Annotated in this window: 17 protein-coding genes and 1 pseudogene; 8 read left to right on the top strand and 10 right to left on the bottom strand. The window is 67.4% G+C overall.

Annotated elements, in window-relative coordinates; translation table 11 throughout:
* Nucleotides 1-59: 59 nt before the first annotated feature.
* Nucleotides 60-1,925, bottom strand: coding sequence for a histidine kinase N-terminal 7TM domain-containing protein (locus tag BV210_RS12340; protein ID WP_077206933.1), 1,866 nt, complete (start codon nucleotides 1,923-1,925; stop codon nucleotides 60-62).
* Between the two features lie 147 nt (nucleotides 1,926-2,072).
* Between BV210_RS12340 and gfo6 the strand changes: the two genes are divergently transcribed.
* A complete protein-coding gene (gene gfo6, locus BV210_RS12335) occupies nucleotides 2,073-3,152 on the top strand; it encodes a D-xylose 1-dehydrogenase Gfo6 (protein ID WP_077206932.1) in 1,080 nt (359 codons plus the stop codon).
* Between the two features lie 9 nt (nucleotides 3,153-3,161).
* On the opposite strand, the gene BV210_RS12330 is transcribed toward gfo6, so the two are convergent.
* From BV210_RS12330 to BV210_RS12320, 3 genes are read right to left on the bottom strand one after another with little or no spacing between them, the layout of a single operon-like run.
* The gene (locus tag BV210_RS12330; RefSeq protein WP_077206931.1) at nucleotides 3,162-4,400 is read right to left on the bottom strand and encodes a mandelate racemase/muconate lactonizing enzyme family protein; all 1,239 of its coding nucleotides are present in this window, start codon (nucleotides 4,398-4,400) and stop codon (nucleotides 3,162-3,164) included.
* 40 nt (nucleotides 4,401-4,440) lie between these two features.
* Complete coding sequence (locus tag BV210_RS12325; RefSeq protein WP_077206930.1) at nucleotides 4,441-4,704, bottom strand: hypothetical protein; 264 nt, start codon at nucleotides 4,702-4,704, stop codon at nucleotides 4,441-4,443.
* Between the two features lie 41 nt (nucleotides 4,705-4,745).
* On the bottom strand, nucleotides 4,746-5,657 hold the full coding sequence (locus tag BV210_RS12320) for a dihydrodipicolinate synthase family protein (RefSeq protein WP_077206929.1): 912 nt from the start codon (nucleotides 5,655-5,657) through the stop codon (nucleotides 4,746-4,748).
* A gap of 109 nt (nucleotides 5,658-5,766) precedes the next feature.
* Between BV210_RS12320 and BV210_RS12315 the strand changes: the two genes are divergently transcribed.
* Nucleotides 5,767-6,063: a MoaD/ThiS family protein gene (locus BV210_RS12315; protein WP_077206928.1), complete on the top strand. Its 297-nt coding sequence runs from the start codon at nucleotides 5,767-5,769 to the stop codon at nucleotides 6,061-6,063.
* A 5-nt stretch (nucleotides 6,064-6,068) separates the two neighbouring features.
* Here the strand turns inward: BV210_RS12315 and BV210_RS12310 are convergent, their stop codons facing one another.
* The 3 genes from BV210_RS12310 to BV210_RS12300 are packed head-to-tail and all read right to left on the bottom strand — an operon-like array spanning nucleotide 6,069 to nucleotide 8,103.
* On the bottom strand, nucleotides 6,069-6,548 hold the full coding sequence (locus tag BV210_RS12310; RefSeq protein WP_077206927.1) for a type II toxin-antitoxin system VapC family toxin: 480 nt from the start codon (nucleotides 6,546-6,548) through the stop codon (nucleotides 6,069-6,071).
* Nucleotides 6,545-6,763, bottom strand: coding sequence for an AbrB/MazE/SpoVT family DNA-binding domain-containing protein (locus BV210_RS12305; RefSeq protein WP_077206926.1), 219 nt, complete (start codon nucleotides 6,761-6,763; stop codon nucleotides 6,545-6,547). Before BV210_RS12305 ends, BV210_RS12310 begins: the two co-directional genes overlap by 4 nt.
* Nucleotides 6,764-6,804: 41 nt before the next feature.
* A complete protein-coding gene (locus tag BV210_RS12300) occupies nucleotides 6,805-8,103 on the bottom strand; it encodes an HAD family hydrolase (RefSeq protein WP_077206925.1) in 1,299 nt (432 codons plus the stop codon).
* Nucleotides 8,104-8,206: 103 nt separating this feature from the next.
* On the opposite strand from BV210_RS12300, the gene gfcR reads away from it, so the two are divergent.
* The 5 genes and pseudogenes from gfcR to gdhB all read left to right on the top strand — a co-directional run bounded on the left by gfcR (nucleotide 8,207) and on the right by gdhB (nucleotide 12,580).
* Entirely contained in the window at nucleotides 8,207-8,845 is a 639-nt protein-coding gene (gfcR, locus tag BV210_RS12295; RefSeq protein WP_077206924.1) for a transcriptional regulator GfcR, read from the top strand.
* Between the two features lie 40 nt (nucleotides 8,846-8,885).
* On the top strand, nucleotides 8,886-9,938 hold the full coding sequence (gene trmB / locus BV210_RS12290; protein ID WP_077206923.1) for an HTH-type sugar sensing transcriptional regulator TrmB: 1,053 nt from the start codon (nucleotides 8,886-8,888) through the stop codon (nucleotides 9,936-9,938).
* Nucleotides 9,939-10,007: 69 nt separating this feature from the next.
* Nucleotides 10,008-10,964: pseudogene (locus BV210_RS12285) on the top strand (formate/nitrite transporter family protein); the annotation flags it as partial.
* Nucleotides 10,965-11,110: 146 nt separating this feature from the next.
* A complete protein-coding gene (locus BV210_RS19925) occupies nucleotides 11,111-11,260 on the top strand; it encodes a rubrerythrin-like domain-containing protein (RefSeq protein WP_157526003.1) in 150 nt (49 codons plus the stop codon).
* Between the two features lie 18 nt (nucleotides 11,261-11,278).
* Nucleotides 11,279-12,580 (top strand): glutamate dehydrogenase GdhB, encoded by a 1,302-nt coding sequence (gene gdhB / locus BV210_RS12280; protein ID WP_077206922.1) that lies wholly within the window; start codon nucleotides 11,279-11,281, stop codon nucleotides 12,578-12,580.
* A gap of 30 nt (nucleotides 12,581-12,610) precedes the next feature.
* Here the strand turns inward: gdhB and psmB are convergent, their stop codons facing one another.
* Together psmB and psmA are read right to left on the bottom strand one after the other, a co-directional pair.
* Nucleotides 12,611-13,324, bottom strand: coding sequence for an archaeal proteasome endopeptidase complex subunit beta (gene psmB, locus BV210_RS12275; protein ID WP_077206921.1), 714 nt, complete (start codon nucleotides 13,322-13,324; stop codon nucleotides 12,611-12,613).
* Nucleotides 13,321-14,061: an archaeal proteasome endopeptidase complex subunit alpha gene (gene psmA / locus BV210_RS12270; RefSeq protein WP_077206920.1), complete on the bottom strand. Its 741-nt coding sequence runs from the start codon at nucleotides 14,059-14,061 to the stop codon at nucleotides 13,321-13,323. The genes psmB and psmA overlap by 4 nt, the downstream gene beginning before the upstream one ends.
* A gap of 141 nt (nucleotides 14,062-14,202) precedes the next feature.
* Between psmA and BV210_RS12265 the strand changes: the two genes are divergently transcribed.
* Entirely contained in the window at nucleotides 14,203-14,619 is a 417-nt protein-coding gene (locus tag BV210_RS12265) for a DUF123 domain-containing protein (RefSeq protein WP_077206919.1), read from the top strand.
* Here the strand turns inward: BV210_RS12265 and BV210_RS12260 are convergent, their stop codons facing one another.
* A complete protein-coding gene (locus BV210_RS12260) occupies nucleotides 14,620-15,390 on the bottom strand; it encodes an enoyl-CoA hydratase/isomerase family protein (RefSeq protein WP_077206918.1) in 771 nt (256 codons plus the stop codon). It abuts the gene before it with no gap.
* Nucleotides 15,391-15,403 lie beyond the last annotated feature (13 nt).

Genomic DNA, 15,403 nt, shown 5'->3' with positions numbered 1-15,403 from the left:
GTGAGCGGTTATTGTTCGCGTCGCTCGGGATGTGACAGACGTCCGGCCGGCAGTATCGGTCAGGGCTCCGGTTCGCTCTCCAGCGACGGTTCGGTGCCGGCCAGCCCCGTGATCTCGAACTTCGCGCCACCGTCCTCGCTCTCGGTCACGGCGATCTCCCAGCCGTGAGCGTCGGCGGCGGTGTTGACGATCGAGAGGCCGAGTCCGGTCCCCTCCTCGCTGGTGGAGTAGCCCTGCTCCAGCACGACCTCGCGCTCGTCCTCGGGGATACCGGAGCCGTCGTCGGCGACGTAGAAGCCGCGCGGGCCCGACCGCAGCGGCTCGTCCGTCGTCGACTCCTCGCCCACAGTACCGACCGTCACCGTCACCGAGTCGCCGCCGTGTTCGACAGCGTCCTCCTGAGCCTGCGAAGGAGGGCTCGTCGAACCGTGTTCGACAGCGTTCCGGAAGAGGTTCTCGAACAGTCGGAGCAGTCGGGTACGGTCGGCCTCGAAGGTCACGTCGTCACGACGCTCCAGGGTGGCGTCGCGGGTGTCGACGTTCGCCCAGGCCTCGGCGGCGACGGAGTGGAGGGAGACCGACTCGGTCTCGTCGACGGTCTGGCCCTGGCGGGCCAGCGTCAGCACGTCCTCGATGATCGTCTCCATGCGGTCGTGGGCGTTCTCCGCGCGGTCGAGGTAGTCGAACTGTTCGTTCCGGCGGGCCAACTCGATGGCTCCGTCGGCGACGTTCAGCGGGTTCCGGAGGTCGTGGGAGACGATGCCCGCGAAGTCCTCCAGCTGTTCGTTCTGTCGTCTGAGTTCGGCGGTCCGTTCTTCGAGGGCCTGTTTTCGGCGCTCGCGCTCGGTCACGTCGTGGATCAACGAGACGCGGCCGGTCGTCCCCTCGCCGTCGAGTTCGGTGATCGTCACGTCGAAACAGCGCTTCGCACCCGACGGCGTCCGGACCCAGACGCCAGTGAACTCGCCCGCCACGTGGGGATCGAGGAGGCGCGTATCGTCCTCGTCGACGAATATCTCGGGCGGGAGGACCGCCTCGAGCTGGCGACCGACGACGCGTGCGTCGGGGTCGCCCACGATCTTCCGGCCCATCGGGTTGATGTCGACGACGCGGTTGCGGTGGTCGGTCACGAGCATCCCGCCGCCCATCTCCTCGATCATGGCGGTCCGGGCGACCGGCGCGAGGCTCTTTGACTGTGACCCGACCAGTTCGAGGATCGGCCGGAGCGGGAGGAACTCGTAGGATCGGTAGCCGACGAACACCAGCAGCGAGAACGAGCCGAAGACCAGATTCGCCAGCGGGGCGAGCGTGTAGTGCGGCGTCGGGCTCAGACCTGCGGTACTCAGCGCGTGACACCCCGTCAGCAGGAGGCTGTAGGTCAGAAAGAAGAAGGTCCGCTTCCGGTAGACGTTCCGGGAGCCGACGAACTTCCCGAACAGGTAGTAGTCGCCGAGAAAGAGCAGCGCGTACGAGTACGCGACGACACCCCAGAAGACCGGGCCGTATTCGGCCGCCAGCGTCGACTGGCCGGCGTGGCCGAGACGGACGGGGCCGAGTCCGACAGCCCCGACGACGCTCAGGACGCCGACGGCGAAGACGGCGAGCGGGACGATCGCCAGTCCCGCGACGAGTCGCCTCGAGACGCCGGCCGTGTGGCCCGTGTACTGGCGTGCGAACAGAAACAGCGCCGGGCCGATGAACGACATCGCGAACAGCGTCGTCGCGGCACCGGCGGTCAGGGATACCTGCTCGCCGGCGACGACCAGCGCTTGTCCGAACGCCCACAGCGCCAGACTGATCTCGACGAAGATCAGCGGCGTCGCTCCCGACCTCGGGCGCTCGTTCCAGAGGAACGCCGCGACCGCCGTCGAGAGCGCGCCAGAGAGGACGAGCAACCCTGTGAGTACAGGGATGCCGAATGGCATGTGTTCCCAAACCCGTCACGCCAAGTTAAGTGTACGCACGAGGGAATCAGCGCTGATAACCGCACGCCGGATCGACGCCGGCCCCTCACGGCGACGTGTCAGGGGGTCGACCCCGGTGCCTTTTCGCGTGGGGAGCGAACGGTGGGTATGGACCTCACCACCGTTCTCGACGAGTTCACAGAGCGGGACTGGCGGGTCTCGGGCGACGACGCGGGGCCGCTCCGCGTGGCCGTGGTGGGACTGGGCTGGTGGACGCGCGAGGAGGCGATCCCCGCCATCGCCGATTCGGCCCTGTGTGAGACGACCGTCGCGGTCAGCCGCACCCGCGAAAAGGCCCGCGAGGTCGCCGCCGACGCAGGGATCGAACACGGACTCTCGGCCGAGCAGTTCCACGACGGGGCAGCGACCGACGCCTACGACGCCGTCTACGTCGCCACGCCCAACGCGACCCACCTCGAATACGTCGCGTCGGCCGCCGAGTTCGGGAAGGCCGTTCTCTGTGAGAAGCCGATGGAAGCGAACGTCGAGCGGGCCGAACGGATGGTCGCGGCCACCGACGAGGCCGGGATCACCCTCATGGTCGCCTACCGCATGCACACCGAGCCCGCCGTGCGACGGGTCCGGGACCTGCTCCGGGAAGGGCTACTCGGCGACCCCGTCGCTGTCCACGGGCACATGTCCCAGCCCCTCCTCGAGATGATCCCGAACCCCGACCAGTGGCGGCTGGACCCCGAACTCGCGGGCCCGGGAGCCTCGGTCACCGATATCGGCCTCTACCCGCTGAACACCGCCCGCTTCCTGCTGGAGGGCGATCCGGTCGCCGTCCGGGCCTCGATGGACTCCTCGGGAGCGGCTTTCGACGACGTGCCGGACGAGCGGGCCGCGTTCACCCTCGAATTCCCCGAGGGTGTGTTCGCAACCTGCACGGCCAGTCAGGCCGCGGCCCAGTCCAGTCACATCGAGGTGATCGGCACCGAGGGTCGCGCCCGGATCGACCCCGCCTTCTTCCCGAGCGAGCCCCGGCAGGTGACCGTCTCCAGAGGCGAGACGACCGCCGATATCGAGTTCGAGCAGGTCGATCAGATGCGCGAGGAGTTCGATTACTTCGCCGACCGCGTCCTCACGACGGAACAGCCGGAGGGGGACGGTGAACACGGGCTGACCGACATGCGAATCATCGAGGCGATCTACGAGTCGGGCGAGCGCGGTGAGCGCGTCGAACTGTAGCTCGCGCGGTCACGCCGGGTCAAAGAGTTCCTCCCCGTCGACCATGTGCTCGGCCACGGCGTCCATATCGAGCGTGATCCCGAGTCCCGGCTCCTCCGGGACCTCGATCTCCCCGTCCTCGATCACCGGCCCCTCGACCAGATCATCCCACCAGTCCAGTTCGTAGGAGTGGAACTCGACGGCCAGCGCGTTCGGGATCGCGGTTCCTACGTGGGCAGCGGCGACGGTGGCGACGGGCGAGGCGACGTTGTGCATCGCGACTGGGACGTAGTGCTGGTTGGCCACGTCGGCGATCTTCCGGGTCTCGCGCATGCCACCGACCTTCGGCAGGTCCGGGGCGACGATGTCGACGGCCCCGCGTTCGACCAGCCGGCGGAGTTCGGTCACGCGGTACCGGTTCTCCCCGACCGCGATCGGGGTCGTCGTCGACCGGGTGACCCGCTCCTGTACCTCGAGATTCTCGGGCGGGACGGGATCTTCGAGCCACCACACGTCGAACTCCTCGATGGCGTCGGCCAGCCGTTCGGCGGAGTTGCCCGAGAAGGTCCAGTGGCAGTCGAAGGCCACGTCGGCCCGGTCGAGGACGCGCTCGGTGACCTGCTCGACGATCTCGGTCTTGTGGCGGATCTCACCGGGCCGGAGGTGACGGTTGGCGCGATCCTTCTCGAGGCCGCTGGGCACGTCCAGATCGAATTTCAGGGCGTCGTAGCCCAACTCCTCGACGACGCGTTCGGCCTCGTCGGCGCAGGCCTCCGGGTCGGCCTCTTCCTCGGTGTGGCAGTCGCAGTAGACTCGCATCGAATCCCGGTATTTGCCGCCGAGCAACTGGTAGGCCGGGAGTTCGAGGATCTTCCCCGCGAGGTCGTGTAGCGCGACCTCGATTCCCGCGACGGCGGTGACGGTGACGCCCTCGACCGAGCCCTCGCCGGACATCTTCTGGATCAGGTGTTCGTAGAGCCGGTCGATGTCGAGGGGGTTCTCCCCGACGAGGAAGGGTTTCATCCGCGCGATCAGCTCGGGGACGCCCGCGCCCCAGTAGGCCTCGCCGGTGCCGGCGACCCCGGCGTCGGTGTAGACGCGGACGAGCGTCCACGGGAAGTTGCCGTCGACCATCGTCGTCTGGACGTCGGTGATCTCCACGTCGCGGCCGCCGCCGCGTTTCGCCCGGACGCCCATCGTCTCGGCCGAGAGGTCCCGCATGGTGTACTCGGCGTTGGGATCCCGGAGGCTCTCGTAGTCGATTCCCATGGACTCCGTTCCACGCGGGAGTCCTAAAACGCGGGGGCGCTCACTCCTCGTCGTCCTCGACGAGGTCGTCGAGTTGCCGGCGGAGGTCGTGCCGGTCGGAGTCGATGTCCTCGTTGAGTCGCTTGATGAAGACGAAAAAGAGGACGAGGAGGGCGACGACGACCACCAGCACGGCGACGAACCCGCCGAGCACCTGGAGGGTCGGGTTCGACTGGACGCCGGTCGCGACCACGATCACGGCCCCGACCAGCAACAGGACGACGACCGTCGGCGTGTCGATCAGCCGAGCGAGCGACCCCAGCATGCCTCGCACTGGCTCGGGCAACGCCATCAAGCTTTCCGGTCTTACGGGAGGTCGAGGTCGGCGAGGTCCGACTCCAGGGCCGCCCGGTCGTCCTCGTCCATCCGGCGGAGCGGTCGCCGGAGCGGACCCACGTCGAAATCGAGGTCCCGCAGGGAGAGTGCGGTCTTGACGCCGGCCATGTACGGCCCGCGTTTCATCGCCGCCCGTACGTCGTACACCCGGCTCTGGAGGTCGCGGGCGCGGTCCTCGTCGCCCGCTGCGTACGCCTCGTAGAGGTCGACGACGAGTTCGGGGAAGGCGTTGGCGACGGCGCTCACCAGCCCGGAACAACCGATTTCGAGGCCGGGGAACAGAAGCGAGTCCGACCCCACAAGAAAACTCAACTCGGGGTGGCGGTCGACGGCCTGTCCGAGCCAGGGCACGTCCTTGCTGGAATCCTTCAGCCCCGCGATGCCGTCGATTTCGGCGATTCGATCGAGCGCGGACAGCGAGAGCGCGTTGCCCGTGCGGGAGGGGATGTGGTAGACGTAGACCGGCACGTCGACGGCCTCGGCGACCCGCCGGTAGTGGTCGACGGCCGCCGCGTCGTCGAGCGGGTAGTAGTACGGCGTGACGACGATGACGCCGTCCGCACCCGCGTCGGCCGCGTGCTCGGCGTTGGCGACCGTCTCGTGCGTGCTCGGCGCGCCCACCCCGGGGACCACGGGGACGCTCTCGATCTCGTCGACGACGGTCTCGACCACGCGGCGGCGTTCCTCGCCGGTCAACAGCGGGAACTCGCCGTTGGTTCCGAGCGGGAAGACGCCGTGACAGCCAGCGTCGACGACGAAGCGGGCGTGGGCCGCGGTCGCGTCGAGGTCGACCGACTCGTCGGCGTCGAAGGCCGTGACGGTCGGCGGAACGACACCGTACAGAGGGAGCGGATCCGCGCTCCCGGCGGTCGGATCTGCCATCGTCTCCCCCTCCACGCCCGAGCGGGTAAGCCCTTCCCCCGGTTCGTCGAGTATCTTTTTCGAGAGTGAGTTAACTTTTTGTCGGTGGAGCCAGTAGATACGAGTAACCATGTGCGACATCGAAATCAGCCGCTCGCTCGCGGCGCGGGTCGGGGCCCAGGAGGCACACGTCGGCGTCCGGGAGGGGGAGACGGTACACGAGGTAATCGACAGACTCGCGGACCTGTACGGGTCCCAGGTCGCGAGCGGGATGCTCGACGGGAACCGCCTGCGCTCGGACGTGATCGCAGTCCGAAATCCCGACACGAACCACGATCCGGTCACCGCCGACACGGCCCTCCACCCCGGCGACTCCCTGGAGTTCCACCTGACCTCCGAACACGAGAAAGTGAGCGGCTCGGCCTGATTTCACTACTCTTCTATCTGTAGCATCTCGACGTCGAAGTAATCCCGGAAGAAGCCGCCGTCGAAAGTGAGCAGGGTACCGGCGGTTTCGGCGTGTGCGCCGATCAGAAAGTCCGCGGCGACGTGCTGGCGCGCGGTGATCGACGATTCGCAGTCCGGACACTCGAAAGTGGTCTCTCTTCCGCAGGTCGAACATTGTAGCTTCTCACCTCTACGGGACAGGTACGTCTGGAAGCACTCGCCAGCGCGTGCCGCGGTGTCGCGGGTAATGGATTCGACCGCGATGCCGGTATCGTCGAGGAAGTAATCGAGTGCGTCTCGGTCCTCGAACGTGTCGTCGGCGGCGAGCTCGGCGTACACGACGGGATTGATCACGATTTTCCCGGCTTCGTCGGCCGCCACGAGAGCCCTTTTCGCCCGCTGGTTGTGCGCATCGTCGGGATAGAGTAGTGCAAGCAGAGCGCTCGTGTCTACAACGGTCGTCATCGCGTCTCGCGAAGTTCGTCCATGCGTTCGTCCACAGTGTGGTCCGTGTCGGCCACGCCCCGCCACTTCTCGAAGCGTGACTCGTCGACGTCCTTCCTGACGACGTAGCCTTCCTCGGTCTCGACGAAGGTGATCTCATCGCCGGGTCTGATGCCGAGTTCCTCTCGGATCGACTTCGGAATCGTGACCTGACCCTTCTCGGTGACCCGCGTCATAGTCGTACCTAACCGGTATTACCGCTAAAGTATTACGGCTCTCAGGACTCTATCCTCGCTAGCCGATTTAGCGCGTAGATCGTCGCCAGCACGTCGGTCGCGTCGCCGGGATCGAAGACGAGTTCGTCGGTCCCCATCACGTGGTCCAGTACGTCCCGGGAGGCGTGTTCGGGCGCGGCCGCGAGCCCGATGTCGTTCTCCGCGACCCACTCCATCACCCGGAGGTCGCTCTTCGAATCGCCCATCACCACACAGAAGGGCTCGTCGATCCCCAGCACGTCGAAGGCGGCCTCGACCCCGGCGACCTTGTTGAGTTCGAGGCTCCCGATCTCGGCTGCGTCGGCCTCGTAGTATGCCACGTCGATCCGGTCGAACACGGCGGCGACCGCCTCGGGCACGTCCTCGGGGTCGGCGTCGGCCGTTCCGCCCTCACCCTCCAGCACCGTCCGGATCTCGGGATCCTGTGCGGCGTAGTAGGCTCTCGCCCACGCGGCGGCGGTGTCGGAGTTCGCGTCGGCATCGACGGCGTCTGCGGTATCGTCGGCGGCGTCGGCGTCGAGATCGACTTCCCGCAGAACGGCGTCACCGAGCAGATCGAGCATGTAACAGAGCGCGTCGTCGATCACCTCGCGGGCGCGGGGACTCCCGGTCTCGAAGTTTGGCTTCATCGTGACGTTGAACTCGTTGCCCTGGAGGTGACAGCCACGCCGGAGGGCCTCGGGGGCGTCCGAGAGGACACGCGAGCGGACGCCCCCGAAGACGGTCCGGATCTCCGCGTCGAGGTCCTCGTACAGCAGTTGTTTGGTGTCGCCGCCGTGACCGGGCGTGAACACGCCCGTCCCGGCCTCGTAGACGACGCTCACGTCCCCGGAGTGGACGAGTTCGTTGCCCAGCCCCTGGATCAGGAAGCCCTTGACGTTCTCCAGGGTCTGGCCGGTACAGACCACGATGGGGACGCCGGCCTCGTGGAACTCCGTCAGGAGGTGCAACGTATCTCGGGGAATCTCGTTGTCGGTCCGGCCGGCCGAGCGGAGGGTCTCGTCGACGTCCAGCACGAGGGCGTTGACCGCGCGGTCGTACCTGGCCAGCAGATCCAGCGCGGTGAAGGCCTGTTCGCGGGTAGCGGTCGCGGCGATGTCGGCGAAGGTCTCGCCGGTCGCGGGGAAGGCCTCGCGGATCTCGTCTTTCCCCGCGGCGAGTTCCTCGCTGGCGTTTTGCCAGTGTTCGAGGGCGACCCGGGAGTCCACCGGCGGGAACAGGTCGACGAAGTCCTGGTAGGCCCGCAACTGTCCGGTGTCGAACTCGTCGAACAGCCGGTACAGCTGGTCGTAACGCTCCATGTCCCCACTGGGCCGGCGACGGGCAAAAGACTGCGGGGCCCCGAAAGCGGGAGCGATCGGGAACGGGAAAAGGCCATTACCGACGGCGGACAACTGATCGGGTATGAAGAACATCGACGACCTGATGACCAGCGCGGCGGAGCTGGCCGAGCGGGGCCTCTCGAAGGGCGAGATCGCCGACGAGCTGAACGTCTCCCGCGAGACCGCGAGCTGGCTGGTCGAGCGCAGCGACGGGCCACAGACGCCGAGCGCCAAGCGGGAGAACAACGGCGGTCCCGAGGACATCCACGTCGACTGGAGCGCCATCGGCCGCGACTCCAACCGGCTGTGGCACGCCGGCGCGGCGATGGCCGACCTCCTCTCGAAGCAGGGCGAGGACGTCGACCTCACTATCGGGATCGAGAAGGCCGGCGCACCGCTGGCGACGGCCGTCGCGCGGGAACTCGACACCGATCTGGCGACCTACGCCCCCCGGAAACACCAGTGGGACGACGACGACATGGCCGACCTCGGCGGGACCTTCTCCCGGAACTTCGCCGGCATCCGCGACCGGGAGTGCTACGTCGTCGACGACACCATCACCAGCGGCACGACCATGACCGAGACGGTGCAGGCGATCCGCGAGGAGGGCGGCGAACCCGTCGCCTGCGTCGTCCTCGTCGACAAGCAGGGCGTCTCGGATATCGAGGGCGTCCCGGTGTACTCGCTCGTGCAGGTCATCCGCGTCGGGAACGACGATTGAAGGGACACACTGATTTGGATCGTCGGCATCTGGGGGGACAATGAGCGAGGAGGACCTCCACGCGACGCTCTCGCGGGTCGCCCAGCGGTTCGACTTCGGCGAGTACGAGTCGGCGGCCTACCTGACGATTCTGGAACACGGGCAACTGACGGCCTCGGAGATCGCCGACCGGACGGACATCCCCCAGCCCCGCGTCTACGACACCGTCCGCGACCTGGCCGACCTCGGCCTCGTGGAACTCCAGGAGTCTCGCCCGATGCGCGTGCTCGCGGTCGACCCCCAGGAGGCGTTCGCCGACTTCCAGTCCTCGCTGGACGACCTCGTCGACGGGCTCTCGGCGCGGTACACCGCCCCCGCCCGGGACACGGAAGCCGTCTCGCTGATCAAGTCCCGCTCGACGATTCTGCGCTATCTCGAGGAGATCATCGACACCGCCGAGTACGAACTGATCCTCTCGCTCGATCCCGAACTCTTGGACCGGTTCGCCGACGACCTGCGCGCCCAGCAGGCGGCCGGCGTCGCCATCGAACTCCTGCTGTCGCCGGCCGCCGACGTTCCCGACGCCGACGAGTTCGACTACCTCGACGTGGCCACGACGGTGCGAGCACGTCGCGGCATCACCACCCCCGTCGTCGCCATCGCCGACGGGAACTACTCCATCTACGCCACGCAGGACGCGCTGCAGGGCGACCGGGACCGCTACGGCGTGATCTTCAACCGGTCGGAACTGGGGTTTCTGGTCTCGGGCTTTCTCAACACCGTCCTCTGGACGACCGCCGAGACCGTCGCCGAGGGGGCCGACGACCGGCCGTTCCCGCGCCGGTACGCCACGATCCGGCGGTGCATCTCCGACCTCCGGACCGCCGAGGGGGAGTTCTACGCCTCCATCGAGGGCCGGGACGTGCTGACCGGCGACCACCGGAAGATCGACGGGAAAGTCGATCAGGCCGCCTTCGGTGCCGGCCGCCAGACCGCGACGCTGGTCGTCGAGACCGACGACGGCCCCGTCGAGGTCGGCGGACAGGTCGCCGCCGTCGAGGACGTGGAAGCCCACGAGATCCGGATCGGCGAGGGGGATCCACCCGGGGTCTAACTGCCGAGCGGTTGCGGGGTACTCACGGAAAGGGAGGCGTTTTTTCGGCCGGCGTAGATGTAGGCCCGGATGCGAGACTCCACGACCGGATCGGACGGATCGACCGCCGGCGCCGACGAATGGAGCGACTCCACGAAGTCCGACGGGCACGCGGGACCGGGCGCGCCGGCGGCGGGCGCGGTCGTCCCTGACAGGTTCGAGACCCACGAGGTGTTCCAGCGGATCATCGCCGCGGCGGACGTGGAGGCGACGACCGGCGCTCGAAAACTGTTCTTCAGCGGGCTCGCGGCGGGTTTTGCCATCACGCTCACCTTTCTGCTGTACGCGTCGCTGACCGCTTCGACCGGCGGCGACCCGATCGGGAGCGCCGTGTTGTACCCGCTGGGGTTCGTCTTCATCGTCGTCGGCGGCTACCAGCTGTACACCGAGAACACGCTGCCGCCGGTGGTGCTCGTCCTGGAACGGTTGGCGAGTTTCCCCCGCCTGTTCTGGACCTGGGCCGTCGTCCTGGCCGGCAACTTCACCGGCGGCGGTCTCGGCGGCGTCGTCCTCTCGACCACCGGCGTCTTCCCGCCGGAGGCCGCCGCCGCGGCGACGGCCATCGCGACCGAGGGCATCGAGACCCCGTTCTGGGATCTCCTGTTCAAGGGCGCGTTCGCCGGGCTGATCGTCGCGGGCGTCGTGTGGCTCGTCTACGCCGTCCGGGACGCCATCTCCCGGGTCGTCCTGGTTTACGTTGCCTTCCTCGCCATCCCGACCGGCAACCTCTTTCACGTCGTCGTCTCGTTCACCGAAGTGGTCTACCTGACCGTCGGGGATCGGATCGGCCTACTCACCGGACTCTCTGAGTTCGTCCTGCCGGTGTTGCTCGGGAACACGCTGGGCGGCGTCGTGCTGGTCGCGGTGGTCAACTACTTCCAGACGACCGAACAGCGCCTCGCCGTGGCCCGCGAAGACGGCGTCGAACGGCGACTCTCCCGCCGAGAGTGGCTGCTCGGCCGACGAGGTGGCCGGTCGTACGTGCCGCGAAACGGGCGTGAAGACTGACGAACCGGACGATAGTGGGCTACCGACCGGCGATAGCTGCCGGAACAACCTCGCTACTACCTTATATGGAATAATATACCATAATGTGGTTAATACTATATAACCACAGATCCAACGACGAGTGTATGTACGATCTTCAGACCGACGACGAGACGACCCCGACGTACGAGTGTTTGCTCTGTGGGACGATCGTATCGGCAGACCGGAAACCGAGCGAGTGTCCGGGCTGCGGGCAGTCGGGAGCGTTCCAGAACCGCGCGTTTTCGCTCGAGTGAGCGGCTCTCCTTCCACCAATGTCATCAGATCCCCCAGCCGAGACCGACGACTACGACGCGGCGGCCGCCGCTGAGCCCCAGTCGGAATCGGCACTGACGACTGCACGGCGACAGCTCGAACACGCCGCGACCCACCTCGATGTCGATCCGAACTTCATCGAGCGACTCAAACACCCCACCGCGGTCCACGAGGTCACGGTCCCGATAGAGCGGGACGACGGCTCGCTGGGCGTGTTCACCGGCTATCGCGCCCACCACGACAGCGTACGCGGCCCCTACAAGGGCGGGCTCCGCTACCATCCGGGGGTCACACGGGAGGAGTGTATCGGCCTGTCGATGTGGATGACATGGAAGTGTGCGGTGATGAACCTCCCCTTCGGCGGGGCGAAGGGCGGCGTCGTCGTCGACCCCAAGGAGCTGAGCGATGCGGAGAACGAGCAGCTCACGAGACGGTTTACCCAGGAGATCCGCGACTTCATCGGCCCTAAACGGGACATCCCCGCGCCGGATATGGGGACCAGCGCCCAGACGATGTCCTGGATCATGGACGCCTACAGCATGCAGCAGGGCGAGGTGATCCCCGGCGTCGTGACCGGCAAACCCCCGGTGATCGGCGGCAGTTACGGCCGCGAGGCAGCGCCGGGGCGCAGCGTCGCCATCATCGCCCGTGAGGCGTGTAAGTACTACGACTATCCGCTCTCGGAGACCACCGTCGCCGTGCAGGGGTTCGGGAGCGTCGGGGCCAACGCCGCGCGGCTGCTCGACGACTGGGGGGCGACCGTCGTGGCCGTCAGCGACGTCAACGGCGCGGCGTACGACCCCGACGGTATCGACCCGCACGCGATTCCGGAACACGACGAGGAACCCGAGGCGGTGACCGAGTACGCCTCCGACCCGATATCCAACGAGGACCTGCTCACCCTGGACGTGGACGTGTTGATCCCGGCCGCTATCGGGGACGTCATCACCGAAGCCAACGCCGACGAGATCAGGGCGGACCTCGTCGTCGAGGGGGCCAACGGCCCCACGACCTTCGCGGCGGACGCGATCCTCGCCGAACGCGATATCCCCGTCGTTCCGGACATCCTGGCCAACGCCGGCGGCGTCACGGTCAGCTACTTCGAGTGGCTTCAGGACATCAACCGCCGGGCGTGGTCGCTCGAGGAGGTCCAGCGTGAACTCGAGACGGAGATGCTGTCGGCGTGGGACGACGTGCGGGCTGAAGTCGAGTCCCGCGACGTGACCTGGCGGGACGCGGCCTACATCGTCGCCCTGACGCGGTTGACCGAGGCCCACGGCTACCGCGGCCTCTGGCCCTGAGCCGGCGCCCGTGAAAGAAAAGCCGGCGACCTACAGCAGGTCGTCGTACTCGTAGGTGTCGATTTCGACGTCTTCCTCGGTGACTTCGGCGATGACGAGTCCGTTACCGGAACCGGTGTCGCGCTCGGCGGCCGCGCTGACCGCGTCGGCGGCGACCGTCGTCGCCTCGTCCATCGACATGTCGTCCTCGTACTGGCTCTCCAGGGTCCCGTACGCGACCGTGAGGCCGGAGCCGGTGACCGTGTAGTCGTCTTCCATGACCCCGCCGGCGGGGTCGATGCTGAAGACGTGACTGCCCTCCTCGTCGACGCCCCCGAGGATCGGGTTGATCGCGAAGAAGGGGCCGCCGCGGGCGAAGTTCCCCGCGAGCGTCGCCAGCGCGGACATGCTGATGTCCTCGCCGCGACGGGCCTCGTAGAGGTTGACTTCCGCGCGCAGCGAGCGGATGAACGACTGGGCACCGCCGACGGAGCCGACCAGCGTCAGCGCCGCGGTCGGGTGGATCTGCTCGACCTTCTGGACGTTCTTGTTCGAGACGAAGCGGCCGCCCAGCGACGCGCGGCGGTCGGTCGCCACGACGACGCCGTTCTCGGTGGCGATGCCGATAGTGGTTGTCCCGGTCTCGTTGACCTTCTCGTTGTCCTTCTCGGTCGTGTTGGGCAGCTGGCCGAGTTCCGGCTCGTAGGGGTTCTGCAGCCCCTCTTCCAGAGTCGGCGGGCCGCCCGCTGGGTTCATATCGTTCATTCCTCGTCACCTCCGGTGTCGATCTCCTCGACGTACCCTTCGATCTCCTCGGTCTCGTGGCGGCGGTACTGCTCGGTCTCGACGTCGATGGTCCCGAGGGCGACCCCTTCGGGATCGACGCCCTCCTCGCCGACGGTGTCGAGGCCCCTGAGGGCCAGATCGATCCCGCCGTCGAGATCGAGATCCTCGCGGTACTCCTCCTCGAAGAAGTCGATGAGGTCCTCGCGGTTGCCGCCCACGGCGAGTGCCTGCCACTCGTAGGGCGTCCCCGACGGGTCGGTCTCGAACAGGCGCGGTTCGCCGTTCTCGATCCCGCCGACGATCAGCGCGACGCCGAACGGGCGCGCACCGCCCGTCTGGGTGTACTGCTGGATCTGGTCGGTGATGTCTTTCGTCAGCGACTCCACGCCGATGGCCTCGTCGTACCGGAGCTGGTTGACCTGCGCGTCGCGGCGCGCGAAGTCGATCAGCTGACGGGCGTCGGCGACGTGGCCGGCGCTGGCGATACCGATGTGATCGTCGATCTTGTGCAGCTTCTCGACGCTCTCACGCTCTAAGAGCGGAGAGCGGACCCGCGTGTCGGCCGCGAGGACGACGCCGTCCTCGGTGCGAACACCGACGCTTGCGGTGCCGCGCTTGACGGCCTCACGGGCGTACTCGACCTGATAGAGGCGTCCGTCCGGGGAGAAGATCGTGATTCCCCGGTCGTAGGCCTGCTGTTGGGATTGTCCCTGCATGATTTGCATCGAAAGCCGGGGGTGGCCTTCACCCTGGGTTAGTGCCTCCCGTATTTAAACCCATTTATGGTAGCAAGTGACACCGTAAACGCGGGTGGCCACATCCGGAAGGTCGATTTGGGCGCGAGGTGAAGTCCCGGCGTGGTCGGAGGAACGTACACTATAGTGGTCAACCTTCCGGAACCGGAGACGCTTACGGTCGGCTCGCTCGGACGACACGAACTGCCCGCCGGCTCCTACGCCTACACCGGCAGCGCGTTCGGGCCCGGCGGGTTCGGTCGCGTCGACCGCCACCACGAAATGGCCGCCGGCGAGCGCGAGACGCGTCACTGGCACGTCGATTACCTGCTGGGCGACACCGCCGCTCGAATCGAAACGGTGGCCCGGTCGCCCGAGGCCGAGATCGAGTGTGCCGTCGCCGAGGCGATCGCCGAGACCGGCGAGGTGGCCGTCGACGGCTTCGGCGCATCGGACTGTGACTGTCCAGCGCACCTGCACTTCAGCGAAGATCGGGACGAACTCGTCGCGGCCGTCCGAGCCGCTCACGATGGGGAGTAGTCAGCGCCCCTGAAATTCGGGTTCGCGGCCCTCGAAGAACGCGCCGACGCCCTCGGCGAAGTCCTCGGTCTCGAAGATCCGATCCTGTGCGCGGGCCTCCGCGCGGAGCGCCTCCTCCATCGAGCGATGGGTGTTGCGCTGGACCAGGCGCTTGGTCTCGCCGACCGCCAGGGTCGGCCGCGATGCGAGGGTGGCGATCCGCTCGGCCACCGTGTCCTCGAACTCGTCCTCGCTGAAGGTCTCCGTGGCGATGCCCATGTCGACCGCCTCCTCGGCGTCGACGCGGCGCGCGGTGATCAAGAGATCGAGCGCCCGGCGAACGCCCACGAGTCGCGGCAGGACGTAGGTCGCGCCGGTGTCGGGCGCGAGGCCGATGTCGGTAAAGCCCCAGCCGAAGACGGCGTCGTCGCGGGCGTAGACGAAGTCACAGGCCGTCGCCAGCGACGCCCCCGCGCCCACGGCGACGCCGCGGACGACGGCGATGGTGGGCTTTTCCATCCGCAGGAGCGCGACCGCGATGGCGTTGAGCCCGGTCTCGAGTTCCTCGATCACGCCCTTGCCGTCCATCCCGCCCGAGAGGTCGATCCCGGAACAGAAGGCGTCGCCGTCGCCCTGGACGACGACCGCCCGAATCCCGGCGTCGTGTTCCAGCGCACGGAGTTCGTCGGCCATCTCCCCGGACGCCTCGGCGCTGATGGCGTTTTTCCGGTCGGGGTTGCTGATCGTCACCGTCGCGTAGTCGTCTTCGCGCGTGACCTCGATATCGGTCATGCCCAATCGGTGG

Origin of the sequence: Halorientalis sp. IM1011, assembly GCF_001989615.1 — an archaeon.
GTDB lineage: Archaea > Halobacteriota > Halobacteria > Halobacteriales > Haloarculaceae > Halorientalis.
The sequence above is the reverse complement of the archived record's forward strand: the minus strand, read 5'-3'. Positions and strand labels throughout refer to the sequence as shown.